The organism is Pseudomonas azotoformans, assembly GCF_900103345.1.
Taxonomy (GTDB): Bacteria; Pseudomonadota; Gammaproteobacteria; order Pseudomonadales; family Pseudomonadaceae; genus Aquipseudomonas; species Aquipseudomonas azotoformans.
In genome coordinates this window covers 1-20,778 of record NZ_LT629702.1, presented here as the reverse complement: position 1 = coordinate 20,778, position 20,778 = coordinate 1, and the positions used below count along the sequence as shown (strand labels likewise).

16 protein-coding genes and 3 pseudogenes are annotated in these 20,778 nt (G+C 60.4%); 8 read left to right on the top strand and 11 right to left on the bottom strand.

The annotated features are described in order from the left end of the window. Positions 1–59: 59 nt before the first annotated feature. The 5 genes from BLR69_RS00090 (at position 60) to fabB (ending at position 7,006) form a co-directional block, all read left to right on the top strand. Positions 60–2,180 carry a TonB-dependent receptor plug domain-containing protein gene (locus BLR69_RS00090; RefSeq protein ID WP_331716262.1) on the top strand — a complete coding sequence of 707 codons (2,121 nt, stop codon included), beginning with the start codon at positions 60–62 and terminating at the stop codon, positions 2,178–2,180. Position 2,181: 1 nt separating this feature from the next. Beyond that, positions 2,182–3,111, top strand: a complete 930-nt coding sequence (locus tag BLR69_RS00085; RefSeq protein ID WP_071496217.1) for an ABC transporter substrate-binding protein — start codon at positions 2,182–2,184, stop codon at positions 3,109–3,111. Beyond that, positions 3,108–5,009: an ATP-binding protein gene (locus BLR69_RS00080; RefSeq protein WP_071496218.1), complete on the top strand. Its 1,902-nt coding sequence runs from the start codon at positions 3,108–3,110 to the stop codon at positions 5,007–5,009. Before BLR69_RS00085 ends, BLR69_RS00080 begins: the two co-directional genes overlap by 4 nt. 249 nt (positions 5,010–5,258) lie before the next feature. Then, complete coding sequence (gene fabA, locus BLR69_RS00075; RefSeq protein WP_025858548.1) at positions 5,259–5,774, top strand: 3-hydroxyacyl-[acyl-carrier-protein] dehydratase FabA; 516 nt, start codon at positions 5,259–5,261, stop codon at positions 5,772–5,774. An 11-nt stretch (positions 5,775–5,785) separates the two neighbouring features. Then, positions 5,786–7,006, top strand: coding sequence for a beta-ketoacyl-ACP synthase I (gene fabB, locus BLR69_RS00070; protein WP_017134470.1), 1,221 nt, complete (start codon positions 5,786–5,788; stop codon positions 7,004–7,006). A gap of 179 nt (positions 7,007–7,185) precedes the next feature. On the opposite strand, the gene BLR69_RS31400 is transcribed toward fabB, so the two are convergent. From BLR69_RS31400 to BLR69_RS00060, 3 genes and pseudogenes are all read right to left on the bottom strand, one after another. Beyond that, positions 7,186–8,049, bottom strand: coding sequence for a methyl-accepting chemotaxis protein (locus BLR69_RS31400; RefSeq protein WP_371858632.1), 864 nt, complete (start codon positions 8,047–8,049; stop codon positions 7,186–7,188). Further along, a pseudogene (locus BLR69_RS31395) lies at positions 8,041–8,811 on the bottom strand (MCP four helix bundle domain-containing protein); the annotation flags it as partial. The pseudogene BLR69_RS31395 and the gene BLR69_RS31400, both read right to left, overlap by 9 nt. A gap of 96 nt (positions 8,812–8,907) precedes the next feature. Further along, the gene (locus BLR69_RS00060; protein WP_071496220.1) at positions 8,908–9,930 is read right to left on the bottom strand and encodes an amidohydrolase family protein; all 1,023 of its coding nucleotides are present in this window, start codon (positions 9,928–9,930) and stop codon (positions 8,908–8,910) included. 140 nt (positions 9,931–10,070) lie between these two features. Between BLR69_RS00060 and BLR69_RS00055 the strand changes: the two genes are divergently transcribed. Both BLR69_RS00055 and BLR69_RS00050 read left to right on the top strand, forming a co-directional pair. Beyond that, positions 10,071–10,487: an OsmC family protein gene (locus tag BLR69_RS00055; RefSeq protein ID WP_058427880.1), complete on the top strand. Its 417-nt coding sequence runs from the start codon at positions 10,071–10,073 to the stop codon at positions 10,485–10,487. Positions 10,488–10,551: 64 nt separating this feature from the next. After that, complete coding sequence (locus BLR69_RS00050) at positions 10,552–11,418, top strand: pirin family protein (RefSeq protein ID WP_071496221.1); 867 nt, start codon at positions 10,552–10,554, stop codon at positions 11,416–11,418. 97 nt (positions 11,419–11,515) lie between these two features. Here BLR69_RS00050 and BLR69_RS00045 read toward each other — a convergent pair whose 3' ends face one another. From BLR69_RS00045 to BLR69_RS00030, 4 genes are all read right to left on the bottom strand, one after another. Beyond that, positions 11,516–12,238: a dienelactone hydrolase family protein gene (locus tag BLR69_RS00045; protein WP_071496222.1), complete on the bottom strand. Its 723-nt coding sequence runs from the start codon at positions 12,236–12,238 to the stop codon at positions 11,516–11,518. Positions 12,239–12,438: 200 nt separating this feature from the next. Beyond that, positions 12,439–14,343: a molecular chaperone HtpG gene (gene htpG, locus BLR69_RS00040; protein ID WP_071496324.1), complete on the bottom strand. Its 1,905-nt coding sequence runs from the start codon at positions 14,341–14,343 to the stop codon at positions 12,439–12,441. A gap of 89 nt (positions 14,344–14,432) precedes the next feature. Continuing rightward, complete coding sequence (locus BLR69_RS00035; protein WP_071496223.1) at positions 14,433–14,885, bottom strand: PaaI family thioesterase; 453 nt, start codon at positions 14,883–14,885, stop codon at positions 14,433–14,435. Further along, on the bottom strand, positions 14,882–15,358 hold the full coding sequence (locus BLR69_RS00030; RefSeq protein ID WP_071496224.1) for a PaaI family thioesterase: 477 nt from the start codon (positions 15,356–15,358) through the stop codon (positions 14,882–14,884). The genes BLR69_RS00035 and BLR69_RS00030 overlap by 4 nt, the downstream gene beginning before the upstream one ends. Positions 15,359–15,514: 156 nt before the next feature. Here BLR69_RS00030 and BLR69_RS00025 point away from each other — a divergent pair, with 156 nt between their 5' ends. Next, entirely contained in the window at positions 15,515–15,757 is a 243-nt protein-coding gene (locus tag BLR69_RS00025; protein ID WP_058427885.1) for a hypothetical protein, read from the top strand. A 92-nt stretch (positions 15,758–15,849) separates the two neighbouring features. Here BLR69_RS00025 and BLR69_RS00020 read toward each other — a convergent pair whose 3' ends face one another. The 4 genes and pseudogenes from BLR69_RS00020 to sucC form a co-directional block, all read right to left on the bottom strand. After that, positions 15,850–16,587, bottom strand: coding sequence for a DUF599 domain-containing protein (locus BLR69_RS00020; RefSeq protein WP_071496225.1), 738 nt, complete (start codon positions 16,585–16,587; stop codon positions 15,850–15,852). Positions 16,588–16,729: 142 nt separating this feature from the next. Then, entirely contained in the window at positions 16,730–18,043 is a 1,314-nt protein-coding gene (gene brnQ, locus BLR69_RS00015; RefSeq protein WP_071496226.1) for a branched-chain amino acid transport system II carrier protein, read from the bottom strand. Positions 18,044–18,461: 418 nt separating this feature from the next. Further along, positions 18,462–19,344: pseudogene (gene sucD / locus BLR69_RS00010) on the bottom strand (succinate--CoA ligase subunit alpha). Further along, a pseudogene (gene sucC, locus BLR69_RS00005) lies at positions 19,344–20,509 on the bottom strand (ADP-forming succinate--CoA ligase subunit beta). Before sucC ends, sucD begins: the two co-directional pseudogenes overlap by 1 nt. Positions 20,510–20,778: the final 269 nt, after the last annotated feature.

Genomic DNA, 20,778 nt, shown 5'->3' with positions numbered 1-20,778 from the left:
GGCAAATGGCCCCACCTCAGTTAACATGGGCGGCTATCCGTAATTATCAAGGCCGTGCCGTGTATTTGGGCCCTCCTCCCCGTTCATCTCTGTGGTTGATGCTGCTGTGCAGTGCGCCTGTCGTGGCTGACGACCTGTTCCTCGACAGCCAGCCGCTGCCCCAGGTATTGACCGCCACGCGCCTCAAGCAATCGGCCGCCGCCGTGCCCGGCAGCATGACCGTGATCGACAGCGAGTTGATCAAGGCCAGCGGCGCACGGGATATCAGCGAGTTGCTGCGCCTGGTGCCGGGGATGATGGTCGGCTACACCACCGGCAACCAGGCGGCGGTGAACTACCACGGCACCAGCGCCAGCGATGCCAGGCGCATGCAGGTGTTGATCGATGGCCGCTCGGTGTACCGCGCGGGCCTGGCCACCGTGGACTGGAGCGACATTCCGGTAGCGATGGAAGATATCGAACGCATCGAAGTGTTCCGCGGCCCCAACACCGTCAGCTATGGCGCCAATGCCTTGATGGCGGTGGTCAACATCCTTACGCGCTCGCCGGCCAACAGCCACGGCACGCGGGTCAAGGTGGTGCGTGGCGAACGTGGCATCAACGACTTCTATGCCAGCCAGGGCGTGGGCTGGGAAACCGGCGATTTGCGCCTGTCGCTGTCCGGCCAGCAGGATGATGGATTCGACAGCGACGCCGCTGGCGCCGACCGCCGCGACGGGCGCCGCCTCAACCGCTTCAGCCTGGCAGTTAGCCAGACGTTGAACGCGCAGCAGAGCATCGACTGGCAACTGGATGCGAAGGAAGGCACCAACCAACGTCCCTATACCTACAGCCCGGTATTCGCCGGGATTACCGAAGGTGGCGACAACTCCGACGTCACGGCCAAGGACTACGCCGGCTCGCTGCGCTGGAATTTCGATTTCAACCCCGAGCACAGCCTCTACATCCAGGGCTCGGCCCAGCAGTGGGACCGCCGCCAAATCTGGAAGGCCTGCGACGCCAAAGTGTCGTTCAGCCCGGAATTGACCCAACTGTGGCAGATGAACCCCAACTACGCCGAACTGCTGGCCCGGCACATGGACACCTACAGCCAAGGCACCGCGCCACCGGGCAGCGCCGCCGAGCAAGCGCTGGCCAACCAAGTGCTGGACCAATGGCGTAACGGCGCCAACCAGAGCGTGTGCGGAGACATCGACCAGAGCACCCGCGAAAGCCGCTACGATCTGGAAATCCAGGACACCCTCAGCCTCTCCGACAGCCTGCGCCTGGTCAGCGGCATGAATTACCGCTACGACCGCGCCGACTCCGACACCTACTTCAACGGCACCCTGGACGACACCACTTGGCGCCTGTTCGGCCAGTTGGAATGGCGCGCCAGCGAACATTGGCTGCTGCAAGGCGGCGCCATGTATGAGGACACGCACCTGAGCGGCAACTCGCTGACGCCACGGGTGGCGGTCAACTACCTGATCAACCCCCGCCATGGCTTGCGCGCGGTGTACTCCGAAGCGATCCGCTCGCCGGACATGTTCGAGAACAACGTCAACTGGAGTTATCGCGTCACCAACCTCAGCTCCCCGGCCTACGGTCAGACCAGCGGGCAATACTTCGTAAAGACGCGGGGGCCGGGCAACCTCGATAAAGAGATGATGAAGTCGCGGGAATTGGGGTACAACGGCTTCTTTGCCGACATCGGGCTGAACATGGACGTGAAACTGTTCTACGACGAAATCACCGACATGATCAGTTCGCCGCTGCGCAATAACCAATACATTGCCAGCAACGCCAACAGTTCGCGGTTCACCGGCGCCGAATCCCAGTTCGACTGGCGCGTTAGCAACGCCGACCGCCTGCGGCTGACCTATGCTTATGTCGATGCCAGCACCAGCAATCCGCTGGACAAGGCACAGACCGCGCGCAACAGTGGCTCTGCCGGTTGGTTGCGTGAATGGGGCCAGGGCTGGTCAAGCGCGCTGTTCTACTACGGCGATGACGCACTCAACCAATATCGCTTCGAACGGGTCGACCTGCGGGTGGCCAAGCGCATTGCCCTGGGCAAAGCCAACGTGGAGCTGGCCGGCATGTTGCAACAACGCCTCGATAACCAGCCAACCACCTGGGCCGATAACAACTATGACCATCGCCACGTGCTCTACTTCAGTGCGGAGTTAGAGTTCTGACATGGGCGACTCGTCACGGATGACCTGCTTCTTTATCACCACGCTCTGGCGACGCGTTGTGCTGCTCGCTTGCCTGCTGTTCGCCGCGCCGGCCTGGAGTGCCGAGATCCTGCTGACCGCCGCCGAAGACAGCGCCGGCGTGCAGGCCTTCGCCCAGGCCCTGGCCCAGCAACGCCCTGAAGACCGCGTCACCTTCACCCCGCTCAAAAACCTGCCAGCCCCTGGTCGACTGCCGACCAACACACGCCTGATCCTGCTCGACCTGCCCGGCCTCGACTGGCGCTTGCAGGAAACCCAGGGCCCGCCGACCCTGGTGCTGCGTATCAGTCGGTTACAGGCCCATCAACGCCTGGGCAGCACACCTCACCCGCACATCAGCCTACTGTGGAGCGACCCGCCGCTGGAGCGCCAACTGCACCTGATCGCCGCCATCCTGCCCCAGGCGCGGCGCATCGGCGTGCTGTACGGCGCCGACAGTGAATTCCTGCTGCCCGAACTGCGCCAGCACGCCACACCGCTCGGCCTGGAAATCGTGCCGCAGCTCTGGGACAACATTAATGACAGCCGCCCGCTGCAAAACCTGTTCAGGAACAGTGACGTGCTGCTCGGCCTCGATGACCCGCAGTTGTACAACTCGAAAACCGCGAAGAACCTGTTGCTGAGCAGCTATGCCCAGCAATTGCCGCTGGTGGGCCCGAATGCAGGCTTTGTGCGGGCCGGCAGCCTGGCCAGTACCTACAGCGACCAGGCCGACTGGCTGGCCGTGCTTGACCATTTGCTCGACCACCCGCCGGCCAACTGGCCGCGCTCGCTGTACCCGGAACACTTCAAAGTCGTGGGCAACCCGCAAGTCGCGCGCTCACTGGGGATCGAACAGGTGGACGAAGCCGGCGTGGCGATCCGCTTGGCCGAAGGAGAAAAACGCCCATGACCTTGCGCCGTCGTTGGGACATCAACACCCGCACCCAGCTCATCACCCTGGGCCCGGCGCTGTTGCTGACGTTGCTGTTGATCAGCTTTTTCACCTTCGTGCGGATCCAGGACCTGCGCCAGGAACTGGACCACACCGGCCAGTTGATCGCCAACCAACTGGCGCCCGCCACCGAGTACGGGGTGATCTCCGGCAACAACGAAGTGCTCGACAGCCTGCTGCGCGCCACGCTCGCTACGCCCCATGTGCGTTTCCTGGAGATCCAGGACAGCAGCGAGAACATCCTGGTGTATGTCGAGCAACCGTCGGAAAAACACGACCGTTCGCTGTCGGTCAAAGTGTTCCAGGCACCGATTCGCCTGCAACACATCCAGTTGGGCAATGATTTTTTCCAGGACAACCTCAACGAACCCAAGGCACCACGGGCCGACTACCTGGGCCGGGTGATCGTCGGCATGTCCAACGACGCATTCAGCCAGCGCCAGCAGGAAATCCTGTTCAAGGCCGGCATCCTGGCGCTGTTCGCCCTGCTGTTTACCTTCCTGCTCGCGCGGCGCCTGGCTGCCAGCCTGTCGCAGCCGATCAGCGCCATGGGCAATGCGGTGAAGGCCATCCAGCAAGGCGACTACAAGACGCCGTTGCCGATCGTGGACGACTCGGAACTGGGCGACCTGTCGCGACACATCAATAACCTGGCCGAAGGCCTCAACCAGGCCAGCCGCGAACAGCAACAGGCCATGGCCCAGTTGATCCAGACCCGCGAAGAGGCCGAGCGCGCCAACAACGCCAAGTCGGATTTCCTGGCGATGATGAGCCATGAGCTGCGCACGCCCATGAACGGCGTCCTGGGCATGTTGCAATTGCTGGAAACCACCGAGATGACCGAGGAGCAGACCGAATACGCGGCGCTGGCCTCCGAATCCACCGAGCACTTGCTCAAGGTCATCAACGACATCCTCGACTTCTCGCGCATCGAACGCGCGGCCCTGGAGCTGGAGCATATTCCGTTCAACCTGGCAGACCTGATCAACAGCTGCGCCCAGGCGTTCCAGCACAGCGCCCAGCAGCGCGGGTTGGCGTTGAAACTGTCGATGCCCCCAGGGTTGGACGCTTTGCGCGTGCAGGGCGATCCGACGCGAATCCGCCAGATCCTGGTGAACCTGATCGGCAACGCGCTGAAGTTCACCGAGCAGGGCAGCGTCAGCGTCGAACCCCATTGGCAGACCCTCGACCATGAACTGGTGTGGTTCACCTGTACCGTGCGCGACAGCGGCATCGGGATTTCCGCCGAACGCCTGGAGCTGATGTTCGATGCGTTCCAGCAAGCCGACAGTTCCATTTCAAGACGTTACGGCGGCACCGGCCTGGGCCTGCCCATCGCCCGTACCCTGGCCGAACGCATGGGCGGCACCCTGCGCGCGCAAAGTGAAGAAGGCCGCGGCTCGGTATTTACCCTGGAAATTCCCCTGGCCATCGACCAGCAGAGCGTGCCGGCCATCGCGCAAGGCGCCGACGGCAAAGCCAACGCCGGCGATGGCCGCCATGTATTGCTGGTAGAGGACAACCCGGTCAACCGCACCGTGGTCGAAGCCATGTTGCGCAGCCTGGGCTTTGAAGTGAGCATGGCCACCGACGGTGCCGAGGCGATCCGCAGTGCCGAGAGCCTGATTTTCACCGCGATCCTGATGGATTGCCGGCTGCCGTTGATCGACGGCTACGAGGCCACCCGGCAGATCCGCCAACTGCCGGGCTGCGCCGACCTGCCGATCATCGCCCTGACTGCCAACGCGTTGCAGGGCGACCGTGAAGCCTGCCTGGCAGCCGGAATGAACGATTACCTGGCCAAGCCGTTCAAACGCACGGATTTGCAGCAAATCCTGCAGCGCTGGGTGCAATAGCGCCGCGCCATCAGCCAACTCCGACTGGCGTGAAAGACGAAAGTGCGGCAGTCTTAGGCACCCGAACGGGCCTATAAACAGGCCCGGTTTAAAATTTCAGTGAACAAGTGTACATTCAGTGCCTTGCCGCTGTGACTTTCACTACAACGCAATAGTCTACGTGTAGGCTGCCGACATGAGGCATGAACGCTTCATTCGGTTCGGGAAGATTTGCCCTACCCTGCCGCATGGGATTATTGAGGAGCTCGCATGACCAAACAAAACGCCTTTACTCGGGAAGACCTGCTGCGCTGCAGTCGCGGTGAGCTGTTCGGCCCAGGTAACGCGCAACTGCCCGCCCCGAACATGCTGATGGTGGATCGCATCACCCATATCAGCGAAGAGGGTGGCAAGTACGGCAAAGGTGAATTGGTCGCCGAGCTGGATATCACCGAGGACCTGTGGTTCTTCGCCTGCCATTTCGAAGGCGACCCGGTGATGCCGGGCTGCCTGGGCCTTGACGCCATGTGGCAGCTGGTCGGTTTCTTCCTGGGCTGGCAAGGCCTGCCGGGCCGCGGTCGCGCCCTGGGTTCGGGCGAAGTGAAGTTCTTTGGCCAGGTCCTGCCGACCGCCAAGAAAGTCACCTACAACATTCAGATCAAGCGCGTCCTCAAGGGCAAGCTGAACCTGGCCATCGCCGATGGTTCGGTGAGCGTCGACGGTCGCGAGATCTATACTGCCGAAGGCCTTCGGGTCGGCGTATTCACTTCCACTGACAACTTTTAAGGGTTATCCGCATGCGCCGCGTCGTTATCACTGGTCTGGGCATTGTTTCTTGCCTGGGCAATGACAAAGAGACCGTCACCGCTAACCTGCGTGCAAGTCGCCCTGGCATCCGCTTCAACCCGGAATATGCCGAAATGGGTCTGCGTAGCCAGGTTTCCGGCTCCATCGACCTGCCCCTCGAAGAACTGATCGATCGCAAGATCTATCGCTTCGTCGGCCACGCTGCCGCCTACGCCTACCTGGCGATGAAAGACGCGATCGCCGACTCCGGCCTGAGCGAAGACCAGGTATCGAACGTGCGCACCGGCCTGATCGCCGGCTCCGGCGGCGCATCGACCCTCAACCAGATGGAAGCGCTGGACATCCTGCGCGAAAAAGGCGTGAAGCGTGTTGGCCCGTACCGTGTCACACGGACCATGGGCAGCACCGTTTCGGCCTGCCTGGCCACGCCGTTCCAGATCAAGGGCGTGAACTACTCGATCTCCTCCGCATGCGCCACCAGTGCTCACTGCATCGGTACTGCCGTGGAGCAGATCCAGCTGGGCAAGCAGGACATCGTGTTCGCCGGCGGCGGTGAAGAAGAGCATTGGAGCCAGTCGTTCCTGTTCGACGCCATGGGTGCACTGTCCACCCAGTACAACGAAACCCCGGAAAAGGCCTCCCGCGCCTACGACGCCAAGCGTGACGGTTTCGTCATTGCCGGCGGTGGCGGCATGGTGGTGGTCGAGGAGCTGGAGCACGCTCTGGCCCGTGGCGCCAAGATCTACGCGGAAATCGTCGGCTACGGCGCGACCTCCGACGGCTACGACATGGTTGCCCCAAGCGGTGAAGGCGCCATCCGTTGCATGCAGATGGCCATGTCCACCGTGGACACCCCAATCGACTACCTGAATACCCACGGCACCTCGACTCCGGTCGGCGATGCCAAGGAAATGGAAGGCGTGCGTGCGGTATTCGGCGACAAGGCCCCGGCCATCAGCTCTACCAAGAGCCTGTCCGGTCACTCCCTGGGCGCCGCCGGCGTTCACGAAGCGATCTACTGCCTGCTGATGATGGAAGGCAACTTCATGGCCGGCTCCGCCAACATCGACGAGATTGATCCGGTTGTGGCTGATATGCCGATCCTGACCAAGACCGTTGAAAATGCAAAAATCGACACCGTGATGAGCAACAGCTTCGGCTTCGGTGGCACCAACGCCACCCTGGTGCTGAAACGCTGGCAGGGTAAGTAAGACCTGTAGCTTGACCGCATGAAAAAGCCCCGACTGGTTCGGGGCTTTTTCATGGGCTGGATTTTTTAGTGGCTGGGAGGGCCTCATCGGGGGCAAGCCCCCTCCCACCTTTGATTGGTGAATGCATTCAAAATGTGGGAGGGGGCTTGCCCCCGATAGCGCCGCCTCGGCGCCCGGCCCTACACCGAAAACCGCGCCACCATGGTGTTCAGGTCCACCGCCAACCGCGACAGCTCCTGGCTCGCCGCACTGGTCTGGTTCGCCCCCGTGGACGTCTGGTGCGCCAGATCGCGAATGTTCATCAAGTTGCGATCCACCTCCCGCGCCACCGCCGCCTGTTGCTCCGATGCGCTGGCAATCACCAGGTTGCGCTCGTTGATCAGCGTGAACGCCGAGGCAATTTCCTCCAGCGCCGTACCCGCCGACTTGGCGATATCCAGGGTCGAGCGTGCGCGGGTGTTGCTTTGCTGCATCGAACTGACCGCCTGGTCGGTGCCTTGCTGAATCCCACTGATCATCTGCTCGATTTCCTGGGTCGACTGCTGGGTGCGATGGGCCAGGGCGCGCACTTCATCGGCCACCACCGCAAAACCGCGCCCGGCATCCCCGGCGCGTGCCGCCTCGATCGCCGCGTTCAGCGCCAGCAGGTTGGTCTGCTCGGCAATCGCGCGGATCACGTCCAGCACTTTGCTGATGCCATAGACCTTCTGCGCCAGGTCCTCGACCTGCGTCACGTTGTCGGTCACATCGGTGGCCAGCGCTTCAATCGACACCACGGTCTGGTGCACCTGCTGGCGACCATGCTGGGCAATGCGGTCGGACTCGCGGGACGCCTGGGACGTGGCCACCGCATTGCTCGCTACCTCTTCCACCGCCGCCGTCATTTGGTTGACCGCCGTGGCGGCCTGCTCGATTTCCTGATTCTGCTGGTGCAGACCACGGGTGGCGTCTTCGGTCACACAGCTGAGCTCCTCCGAAGCGGACGCCAGTTGGTTGGAAGATTCGGCGATACGCCGGATGGTATCGCGCAAGTTCTCCTGCATACCCTTGAGCGCCTGCTGCAAGCGCGCCGGCTCATCGTTGCCACTCACGCTGATCTCGCCGGTCAGATCGCCACTGGCTACGCCCTGGGCCACTTTCAACGACTGCGCCAGCGGCAATACGATGCTGCGCGTCAGCCACACCGCCAGGCCGATGGTGATCAGCGCCGTGAACACGATCATGCCGATCACCCAGGTACGCGACTGGCTGAACACACGCTGCGCCAGGCTGGCGGCCTGGTTGGCGTTGGTTTTGTTGAGGCTGACAAGGTCGTGCAGGGTGGCGGCCATCTCATCGGCGATTTGATTCATCTCACCGTTGACGACTTTGATGGCGCCTTCCAATTGATTGACCTTGGAGAAGCCCATGACTTGCTCTTGGCGCTGAAGGTATTGCTGCTCCTGGGCCTTGAAGCGGTCAAACAGCGTGCGCTCCTCGGGCAGCACGATCAACGCCTCGTAGAGGCTCTGCGCGCGATGCAGACCACTCTTGAGGTCGCCCAGCTTCTGTTCGTTCTGTGCCAGCGCCTGGGGGTCACGATTGACCAGCAGGCGCAAGGTCAGCGCCCGAATACGCAGCAAATCCTGACTCATTTCCCCCACCGCCATCACGCTGGGCAGCCAGTTGTTCTCCACCTGGTCCGACTGCTGGCGCATATTGGCCATCTGCAACAGGGCAAAGCCGCCCAAGGCAAACACCATCAGCGCCAACACGCCAAACCCCAGCCCTGCACGCGGGGCGATATTCAGACTTCTGATACTCATGCCTCTGGCTCCTTCCAATTGCGCTGCATCCATTTGCAGCTGGCTCTTGAAAGGTATCGGCGCATTCTCGGGTTTGCGTAAGATCAAAACGCGATATCAGCGTGACACCCCATCGCGATGGGCTTTAGGCAAGATGGCCAAGAAATTGTCGCGTGCCACTTTGTGCGCAACGTCCTCAGGCAGTGCATCGAGGAAAGGCTCGAAGCGACGCATTTCCTTACCCAGCTTGTTGAAGCGCCCGACGACGTCAGAGCCCAGCATGAACCGCTCCGGGAAACGCTCCACCAGCGTTACCCACTCCGGACGAGGATGGCCTCTGTCATCCAGCAAATACGGCGTAAGCATGCTCCAGGACAGGTCGATGTACAGGTTGGGATACGCCTCCAGCATGCGGCTCAAGGTGGGCAGCAAAAAGTCCATCTGCACCTGGTGACGGTGGATTTCCTTGCTGGTGCCAGCATGGGCCCAGATAAAGCGGGTGTGCGGATGGTTGCGCAGTGGCTCTTCGACTTCAGCCAGGTACAGCGGGTTGCGCTCGCGTTTGGAGGTGATATTGGAGTGCAGCATCACCGGCAGGTCATTTTCTGCCGCCAGGTGATAAATGCGGGTCATGGCTTCGTTATTGGCCCGTGGTGTGTCGCCGGCGGTGATGGCCGTGAGGTCGTCATGACGGGTAAAGACCTCGCCGATGCCCTGCCACAGCCCTGGGTTGAGATCGAGCATACGTTGGATATGGGCGTCCGAGTTCTTGTCGTTGGGGTTGAAGCCGGACAGGAACGGATGAAAATGCTCGCGTTGCTCAGGGGTCAGTTTGTTGACCGCTGCGGCCACGATCACATCGGTCGCGCTGTACCAATAGGCATCGGCGTCATCACCGGCGTAATAGCGCGGGCGCTTGGGTTCATCCTCGTGCCATTTCTTCGCGACCGGAATGCCGGAAATCATTACATGCTCGATGCGGTTGTCGGCCATGGCCTTGAGCAGCTTGTCCATGCCCGCCGTTTCCTGGAAGAAATCCACGTAATGCAGGTGCGCATCGCTGTAGGCATAGTCGCGGGCCTGCGCGGCAAGGCTGCCGGCGGCGAACAACAGGGCAAGGGTCAGGCGAGTCCAGGGCACGTTAACACCTCGATAGGGGCTGATACGGGTAGACCTTGAACGCCTTGCCAGGGTTCATCCGGCAAAAAACGCGGAACATCGAAGTGCCAGCATGCTCTATAACTGCATGACCTTCATCCTGCCACCCTGTGAGGTTTGCCATGCCTGTTACCGTAAACACCCTGAACCAGGACAACTTTCGCCACAGCCTCAACATCAACAACCATGAGTTGTTCACCGACCTGCCCAAGAGCCTCGGCGGCGACGATTCAGCGCCCTCCCCCCATGACTACTTCGACGCCGCCCTGGCCTCGTGCAAAGCCCTGACCCTCAAGCTCTACGCCCAGAAAAAAGGTATCCCCCTCACCGGCGTGACCGTGGAGGTCACCCATGACGCCGCCGAAGAGCAAAAGGGCAAATACACACTCAACGTCAAGCTCACCCTCAAGGGCGTGCTCACCGACGAACAGCGCGATGAGCTGCACCGCGTGGCGGATCGCTGCCCGGTGCACAAGCTGATGACCACCGCCGAGATCAGCATCGACACCAAACTGTCGGAAGGCGCCTTCAGCCAATAGCGGCAACCTCCCGTGGAGCGGGTTATGCTCAGCAGCATCCAACCCGCTCAGACTGGGACGCACCATGACCACCCTCACCGTGATCCGCCCTCGCCCCGAAGACGTCGAAGGCCAACCGATCCTGCGCCCGCTGCCGTCGCGGGAATGCCGCAGCGTCGGGCCTTTTGTATTTTTCGACCATATGCTGCTGACCCGCTACGCGCCGGGTCACGGCATGAATATCCGTCAACACCCGCATATCGGGCTGTCGACCCTCACGTACCTGTTTGAGGGCGCGCTGCAGCACAAGGACAGCCTGGGCTCGGACCAGGTTGTGCAGGCGGGTGATGTGAGCTGGATGACCGCCGGCAGCGCGATTGCCCACGTCGAACGCACACCCGAGGCGCTCAAGGCCAGTGGTTTCAGCCTGCATGGGCTGCAAGTATGGTTGGCATCACCCAAAGACCACGAGACGGGGCCGGGGCATTACAGCCATCACCCGGCGGCGAGTCTGCCGGTGAGTGACAACCTGGGCGTGCAGATACGCCTGATCGCGGGCAACGGGTTCTGCCTCAAGTCACCGGTGCCGGTGCTGTCGCCCACCTTGTATGCCGAGGTGCAGATGCAAACGGCCACAACCCTGCTGATTCCGGATGAGCATGAGGAACGCGCGGTGTATGTGCTGGCGGGTGACGCCCAGTTGGACGGCGAGGCGCTTGAAGTGCACAGCCTGGTGGTATTGCCGGCCGGGCAGGAGATGACGTTGTTTTCGGACAGTGATTGCCACTTGGTGGTATTTGGCGGCGCGCCGCTGGATGGGCCACGGCGGATCAACTGGAATTTTGTCGCGAGTGACCCGGCGGTGATCGAGCAGGCCAGGCAGCGCTGGGCGGCCGGGGATTGGCCGACGGTGCCGGGGGAGTCTGAAAGGATTGAGTTGCCAGTGAGATAGCCATCGGGGGCAAGCCCCCTCCCACATTTGATCAGTGATTGCATCCAAGTGTGGGAGGGGGCTTGCCCCCGATTAGGCCCGGACAGGCGCTGAAGAATCAGCCCTTGAACACTTCATCCAGCAAGTTGTGCATCGACTGGAACGCGCGCGTGGCGGTCTTGGCGTCGTACATCATCTTGCCCGGCACATTCGCATGGGGGTCGGTGAAGGAATGCACCGCGCCGCCATAGCTCAGCAATTGCCAATCCACGCCGGCCGCGTTCATTTCATCTTCGAATGCCGGCAGTTGCGCCTTCGGCACCAATGGGTCGGAAGCACCGTGCAGGACCAATACTGAACCCTTGATGTGCTTGGCGCCGTCCGGGTTCTGGGTGTCGATGGTGCCGTGGAACGAGACGGCTGCCTTCAACGGTGCACCGGTCCGCGCCAGTTCCAGCGAGCAGAAGCCGCCAAAACAGAAGCCGAAGGTCGCAAGCTTCGAGGTATCCACCTCGGCCTGGCCCTGCAGTTGCTCAAACGCCGCTTGCATGAGTTTGAGCAGCTTCGGGTTGTCATTCTTCAACGGCATCATCGCAGCGCCGGCTTCATCACCATTCGACGGACGCACGGTCTGCCCGTACAAGTCGGCGATCAGCACCACGTAGCCTTTGCCGGCCACGCTTTTGGCGATCTCTTCGGCACCCGCACTCACGCCCATCCAGTTCGGCGCCATCAACAACCCCGGCAACGGGCCCTTGTGGCTGGCATCGAACGCCAGGCGGCTTTCGTAGGACTGGCCATCAATCTGATAGACCACGGAACGTACAGTGACTTGGCTCATCATTTACTCCAGTTGAGGTGCACTATCAATTCGTCGCAACCTGCCCCCTGTAGGAGCGAGCTTGCTCGCGAAAAACTCAAGGGCACCGCATGTATCCAGGATCGGCGCGTTATCGTTGACGTTCTTCGCGAGCAAGCTCGCTCCTACAGTGAAGCGTTAGAACGAAAAAACCCGCCGAAGCGGGTTTTTCTACAGCAGGGTCAAACCGACAGTTCAACCAACAGCTTGTTCAGGCGGCGCACATAAGCGGCCGGGTCCTTCAGGCTGTCGCCGGCGGCCAGGGCTGCCTGGTCGAAGAGGATGTGCGACAGGTCGCCAAAACGCTCTTCGCTCTGCTCACCGTCGAGTTTCTCGATCAGCGGGTGAGCCGGGTTGAATTCGAAGATCGGCTTGGAATCCGGAACCTTCTGCCCGCTGGCTTCGAGGATCTGGCGCATCTGCATGCCCAGGTCCTGCTCGCCGATGGCCAGGATCGCCGGGGAGTCGGTCAGGCGGTGCGACACGCGCACTTCGCTGACTGCATCGCCCAGGGACGCCTTGATCCGCTCGACCAGGCCTTCTTTGGACTTGGCGACTTCCTCGGCTTCTTTCTTCTCTTCTTCGGAGTCCAGGTTACCCAGGTCCAGGTCACCACGGGCCACGTCGACGAAGGATTTGCCGTCGAACTCGTTGAGGTAGCTCATCAGCCACTCATCGATACGGTCGGTCAGCAGCAGCACTTCGATGCCTTTCTTGCGGAAGACTTCCAGGTGCGGGCTGTTCTTGACCTGCGCGTAGGTTTCGCCGGTGAGGTAGTAGATCTTGTCCTGACCCTCCTTGGCGCGGGCCAGGTACTCGGCCAAAGAGACCACCTGCTCGCCGCCCTCTTCGTGCGTCGAGGCAAAACGCAGCAGGCCGGCGATTTTTTCCTTGTTGGCGAAATCTTCCGCCGGGCCTTCTTTCATGACCTGGCCGAAGTTTTTCCAGAAGCCCTTGTATTGCTCGGGCTCGTTCTTCGCCAGCTTTTCCAGCATGTCGAGCACGCGCTTGGTCAGCGCCGACTTCATGGAATCGATGATCGGGTCTTTCTGCAGGATTTCCCGCGACACGTTCAGCGACAGATCGTTGGAGTCGACCACACCCTTGATGAAGCGCAGGTACAGCGGCAGGAACGATTCCGCCTGGTCCATCACGAACACGCGCTGTACGTAGAGCTTCAGGCCTTTCGGCGCTTCACGCTGGTACAGGTCAAACGGAGCACGGGCCGGTACGTAGAGCAGCGAGCTGTACTCCAGCTTGCCTTCGACCTTGTTGTGGCTCCAGCTCAGCGGGTTTTCGTAGTCGTGACCGATGTGCTTGTAGAACTCCTGGTATTCCTCGTCCTTGATCTCGGTACGCGGACGGGTCCACAGCGCGCTGGCGCGGTTGACCACTTCCCATTCCTGGGCAGGCGCGTCTTCGCCTTCGGCTGCCGCTTGCTCTTTCGGCAGTTCGATCGGCAGAGCGATGTGGTCGGAGTATTTCTTGACGATGTTGCGCAGGCGCCAGCCATCGGCGAATTCGTCTTCACCGGACTTCAGGTGCAGGACGATACGGGTACCACGGTCAGCCTTGTCGACGGTGGCGATCTCGAATTCGCCCTCGCCTTTGGAGGACCAGTGCACGCCTTCGCTGGCATCGAGGCCGGCACGGCGGCTGAACACTTCAACCTGGTCGGCAACGATAAAGGCCGAATAGAAGCCCACGCCGAATTGACCGATCAGGTGCGAATCTTTCTTCTGGTCGCCCGAGAGGTTTTTCATGAAATCGGCGGTGCCGGACTTGGCGATGGTGCCCAGGTGGGCGATCGCATCGTCACGGCTCATACCGATACCGTTGTCTTCGATCGTGACGGTCTTGGCGTCCTTGTCGAAGCTCACGCGGATCTTCAGTTCGGCGCCACCTTCCAGCAACTCAGGCTTGGACAGGGCTTCGAAACGTAATTTGTCGACAGCGTCAGAGGCGTTCGAGATCAATTCGCGAAGGAAGATTTCCTTGTTGGAATACAGCGAATGGATCATGAGGTGCAGCAGTTGCTTCACCTCGGTCTGGAAGCCCAGGGTTTCCTTTTGAGTTTCCACACTCATGGTCATCAAACTCCAATTGGATGGCAGTGGCCGCGCCCTAGAGGGTTAGCGGCGGGTTGTCATCAAAGTTGGGGGCTAAGACCAGGATTTCAAGGGTGGCCTGGTTCCTCGATCTTAAAATGCGCGCGGGCCGTGGCGATGGGCTCTGCCGCCGTGCTCTGCCAGGCGGTGATCGCTACGTTCGCCACCCGCCGGCCCTGGCGCCATACTTGGCATTTGGCGTAGGTGTCGCGAAATTGACCGGTGCGCAGGTAATCCAGGGAAAAGTCGATGATTTTCGGGATGCCCGGCGAACCCGTGAACACCAGCAGGTGCAGCGCCGCCGACAGCTCCATGAAGCCTGCGATCACCCCGCCGTGCAGCGCCGGCAATATCGGGTTACCAATATTGTCCTTGTTGGCCGGCAGGCGAAACAGCAGCTCATCCCCCAGCCGGGTGCATTCGATGCCGATCAGCTTGGCGTAGGGGATCAGGTTGAGCAGCGCTGCGTAATCGCCGCGCCCGTGGGCCTGCTCCAGGCGGGTCTTGAATCGGTGCGTCATGCCTGCTCTCCCTTGATCGTGCTGCCCAGTCCTTGTGTGCCCTTGAGGCGTTTGCCCATGCGCATGAATGTACCGACGACATGGGCGATGGGTTGCTGCGGGTCATCCTGGTAGGCGAAGCCACGGGTGAAGATCACGTCGGTGGTCACCCGGTAGCATTGGGCGAAGCCGTACACCGGTTTGTGTGGGGTAGCGGGATGCATGTAGTCGACGCGCAGGTCGAGGGTCGGGCACACCTCAAATTCCGGCAATACGCACAGGGTGGCCATGCCGCAGGCGGTGTCCATCAGGGAGGTCAGCGCGCCACCGTGAATCACCCCCGATTGGGGATCGCCGACCAGATGGGGCGCATACGGCATGATCAGCGTGATGCCCTCCTCGCTGGCCTGATGAGCGGTAATGCCCAGCACCTGACAGTGGCGCAAGGCCGAAACAAAGCGTGTCGCACGCTCTAACAGGGGATTTTCGGTCATTCGTTCCAGACTCTTATTAGTGTTGATCCGCAGAATGGTCGACAGGGCAAAAGTTCCTGTTAGTCAGCGATTTATATATCTACCGAATAAAAGGAACTAATGCCGAACCGCCATGCTCGAAAGGCCAGTAGATATCTTCAATAAGGAGAAACACCCATGCGCAAGACTTTAGCTATTTCCATGATGCTGGCCGCTGCCCTCGGCCTGGCTGCCTGCGACAAGAAATCCGAAGACAAAGCCCAAGACGCTGCAGCCCATTCTGAGCAAGCTCAGAAAGATATGGCCAAGGCTCAGGATAAAGTGAACGACGCGGCGAAAGAAAACGCCGAAGCTGCCAAAGCTCAGGCTGAATCGAACCAGGCCGCCGCAAAAGAAGCAGCACCTGCTACCGGTTCTTGAGACCGCGGTTTGAAGTAGCTTCGCCGCAAAAAGAAAGCCCGCTTAGATAGCGGGCTTTACTTTGTCTGGTGTTTTTTTACCTGAGGGTTTGATCAAACCGCGTCTTTAACCGGTTCCGACAGCGGCGTATCCGTCTGGGTAAACACCATCACTTGCAGCACGTCGGAATGAAACTCCCGCCGATACAGCACCAACACCACCCCAGCACTCATCAACATGAATAGCCAGGGGCTGACAAACCACGCCAGCATGGTCATGCCGAAATAATAAGAACGCAGGCCTAAGTTGAACTGGTTGGCGGCCATGGAGATGACTCGCGCCGCACGTAGAGCAAATGCCTTGCGCTCCTGCTCCGACACGTCCCGCTCGCCGATCATCGGCGCCGAGCCGACCAGCACCGCCGCGAAGTTGTACTGGCGCATGCACCAACTGAACGTGAAAAACGCATAGACGAACACCAGTGCCAGGCACAGCAGCTTGATCTCCGACATGCCTTGGGACGCCTGTTGCACCATCGGTATGTCCGCCAGCAACGACACCGCCCGCTCTGAAGCACCCAACACTGTGAGAATGCCGGCGAGGATGATCAGCGTGCTGGAGGCGAAGAACGAAGCGTTGCGCTCAAGGTTGCCGATCACACTGGCGTCGGCGATGCGGTTGTCGCGCAGCAGCATGCGGCGCATCCAGTCTTCGCGGTACAGGTGCAGCACGCTGGCGAGGCAGGCCGTGTCACGGGCCTTCCAAATGGCGTATCGGGTATAGCCGCCCCAGCAAAGGGCGAACCACAGGGCGGCAAGCAGGTGGATCTGATTGGTTTCGATGAACGACATGCGGGTCCTTTGCAGAAAGAGGGCTGAAACGCTTTTGCGTCAGTTCGACGTTAGTGCACAGAAAAAGACACTGCCGTTCACCCATAAAAAAAGCCCCATATCGATTGATACGGGGCATTTCAGTACAGCGGGAAACAGGGGTTTATGCGATAGCTTCGCTGCGCTTGCCGAGCATCCGATCAACCCCGAACGCCACGACCAGCGTCATCACTGACGGCACCAGCCACGCCAGACCCTGCTCGCTCAATGGCAGGTTCGCCAGTGGCGAAGGCATCCAGCCCGCCAAGCCAGCGCCCTTGAGCGCATCGATGCAGCCAAAGATGAACGACACCAGCATCACCGGGCCAACGATACGCCCCTGCTCCTGCCAGAAGTCTTTGCAGAAACTCAGCGCCACCAGCACGATGCACGGCGGGTAGATCGCGGTCAGCACCGGGATCGAGAAGGCAATCAGCTTGGTCAGGCCCAGGTTCGACACGAACAACGAGAACAGCGCCAGGATCACCACCAGGGTCTTGTAGGACAGCGGCAGGATTTTGCTGAAGTACTCGGCGCAGGCACAGGTCAGGCCCACCGCGGTCACCAGGCACGCCAGGGAAATCAGCACAGCCAGGAAGCCGCTGCCCAGGGAGCCAAAGGTGTGTTGCACATAGGCGTGCAGCACCGCAGCACCGTTAGTGGCACCGGCAGCCACGGCATGGCTGCCCGAACCCAGGCGGAACAGGCTGAAGTACACCAGGGCCAGGCCGACGCCCGCGATCAATCCAGCGATGATTGCGTAACGGGTGATCAGCTTGGGCGATTCGACGCCACGGGAGCGAATCGCGTTGACGATCACGATACCGAACACCAGCGCGCCCAGGGTATCCATGGTCAGGTAACCCTGGATAAAGCCTTGGGAAAACGGTGCGGCTACGTATTCCGGGGTAGCGACGCCCACGTCACCGGCCGGCAAGGCAAACGCGGCAATACCGAGGATGGCCAGGGCGATGATCTTCAACGGTGCGAGGAAACGCCCCACCGTGTCCAGCAGCCGACCTGGGTACAGGGAGACAAAGAACACCACCAGGAAGTACACCGAGCTGTAGAGGAACAGCGCCAGCGGGCTTTCGCCGGTCAGCGGCGCCAGGCCCACTTCGAAGGACACGGTCGCGGTACGCGGGGTAGCGAACAGCGGCCCTACCGCCAGATACGCCGCCGCCGCCAGCAGGCCACCGGCGATCTTGCCGATCGGGCTGCTCAACGCGTCCATGCCACCACCGACCTTGGCCAGGGCGATCACGGTGACCACCGGCAAACCCACGGCGGTGATCAGGAAGCCCAACGCTGCCATCCAGACATGAGGCCCGGACTGCAAACCAACGATAGGCGGGAAGATGATGTTGCCGGCACCCACGAACAGGGCAAAAGTCATAAAGCCCAGCGCCAGGATGTCCTGGCTTTTCAACACTTTCATTTGAGGAAATACCACACTACTGAATCGGAATTTAGAGAGGGATTCCCTATGGATGAGGGAAATGCTGCCGGCCCTTATGGCGGCCGACCGGTCTAGCGCGAGGCTTCCTTTTGGGATGCACACGCATAAAGAGGCGGCTAGGTTACAGAAATTGGCTGACGAACGCACTGTTGCGGGGCGTACTGTCCGATAAGCGACATTCAAATGTCGCGTTTTCATATCTAAATATTGAAATGCAATCGAATGTGGGAGCGGGCTTGCTCGCGAATGCGGTGGGTCAGCACTGAATGCATCAACTGATACACCGCATTCGCGAGCAAGCCCGCTCCCACATTTTGATCTTCAGCAACCTGCAGAACGCACAAAGGCCACCCGAAGGTGGCCTTTGTGTTGGTACGGCGTCAACTAAGCATGGAGCTTACTTGACAGCCCAACCGGTCAGCTCGGCCAGGGCCTTGCCGATGTCTGCCAGCGAACGCACGGTTTTAACGCCTGCGTCTTGCAGCGCAGCGAATTTCTCGTCTGCAGTGCCTTTGCCGCCAGAGATGATTGCGCCAGCATGGCCCATGCGCTTGCCCGCAGGGGCAGTCACACCAGCGATGTAGGAAACAACCGGCTTGGTTACGTGGGCCTTGATGTAGGCAGCCGCTTCTTCTTCAGCCGAACCGCCGATCTCACCGATCATCACGATCGCTTCGGTCTTCGGGTCTTCCTGGAACAGCTTCAGGATGTCGATGAAGTTGGAGCCTGGGATCGGGTCACCGCCGATGCCGACGCAAGTCGACTGACCGAAACCGGCGTCAGTGGTCTGCTTCACAGCTTCGTAGGTCAGGGTGCCGGAACGGGAAACGATACCGACTTTGCCTGGCAAGTGAATGTGACCTGGCATGATGCCGATCTTGCATTCGCCTGGAGTGATCACGCCTGGGCAGTTAGGGCCGATCAGGGTAACACCCAGTTCGTCGCACTTAACTTTAGCGTCCAGCATGTCCAGGGTAGGAATGCCTTCGGTGATGCAGACGATCAGCTTGATGCCGCCGAATGCCGCTTCCAGGATGGAGTCCTTGCAGAAAGGAGCTGGAACGTAGATCACGCTGGCGGTGGCGCCAGTGGCAGCTACAGCGTCTTTCACGGTGTTGAACACTGGCAGGCCCAGGTGCTCGGTGCCGCCTTTGCCTGGCGTTACGCCGCCAACCATCTTGGTGCCGTATTCGATGGCTTGCTGGGTGTGGGAAACTACCTTGCGAACCGGTAATACCCTGGCAGATAACTTTGGTGTCTTTATTGATCAGGACGCTCATTATTTGCCCTCCGCAGCTTTGACAACTTGTTGAGCAGCGTCGGTCAGGCTGGTAGCCGCGATGATGTTCAAACCGCTTTCTGCCAGTACTTTAGCGCCCAGTTCAGCGTTGTTACCTTCAAGGCGAACAACAACCGGGATTTTAACGCCGACTTCTTTCACTGCACCGATGATGCCTTCGGCAATCATGTCGCAACGAACGATGCCGCCGAAGATGTTGACCAGTACTGCAGCGACGTTGGAGTCGGACAGGATGATCTTGAACGCTTCGGTCACGCGTTCTTTGGTAGCACCACCGCCCACGTCGAGGAAGTTGGCTGGTTTGCCGCCATGCAGGTTGACGATGTCCATGGTACCCATGGCCAGGCCGGCACCGTTGACCATGCAGCCGATGTTGCCTTCCAGGGCTACGTAGTTCAGTTCGAACTTGGCAGCGTGCGCTTCCCGCGGATCGTCTTGCGACGGATCGTGGAAAGTCTTCAGCTTAGGCTGACGGTACATGGCGTTGGCGTCGATGTTGATCTTGGCGTCCAGGCAGTGCAGATCGCCGTCAGCCTTGATCACCAGCGGGTTCACTTCCAGCAGGGCCAGATCGTGATCCTGGAACAGTTTGGCCAGACCGACGAAGATCTTGGCGAACTGGGCAACTTGCTTGCCTTCCAGGCCCAGCTGGAAAGCCAGCTCACGACCCTGGAACGGCTGAGCGCCAACCAGTGGATCGATAGTGGCTTTCAGAATTTTTTCTGGGGTTTCGTGAGCGATCTTCTCGATGTCCACGCCACCTTCGGTGGAAGCCATGAACACGATGCGACGGCTCGAACGGTCAACGACAGCGCCCAGGTACAGCTCTTTAGCGATATCAGTGCACGATTCAACCAGGATCTTGGTGACTGGCTGGCCATTGGCATCAGTCTGGTAAGTCACCAGACGCTTGCCCAGCCACTGCTGTGCGAAGGCCTTGGCGTCTTCTTTGCTGCGAACCAGCTTAACGCCGCCCGCTTTACCGCGACCACCGGCGTGGACCTGGGCTTTGACAACCCACTCGCTGCCGCCGATTTTGTCGCAAGCTTCTGCTGCTGCTTCCGGGTGTCTACTGCGTAGCCCTTGGAAACTGGCAGGCCGTATTCAGCGAACAGCTGCTTACCCTGATACTCGTGAAGATTCATGCTTTTTACCGTCTTCGTTAGGTACTGCGCATTCGGCGCTGCGCTCATTATGAGTGCCGCGCCACCTGTGACTGCTGCTTGCGCAACTTGCGGGGCTCAAGGCCCGTAAAGCTGCGCAAGGCTGCGTCCAGCGGATATTCCGCGGTGAGTCTTGCGCGCAAGGCTCACGACGGGCAACTCCGCCGTGGTTTCTTATTATCTCGCTTAGCGCTTCTTGCGGTTGGCGATGTGGATGGCGCCGCCATTCACTGCCAACGCTGCTTCGTGCA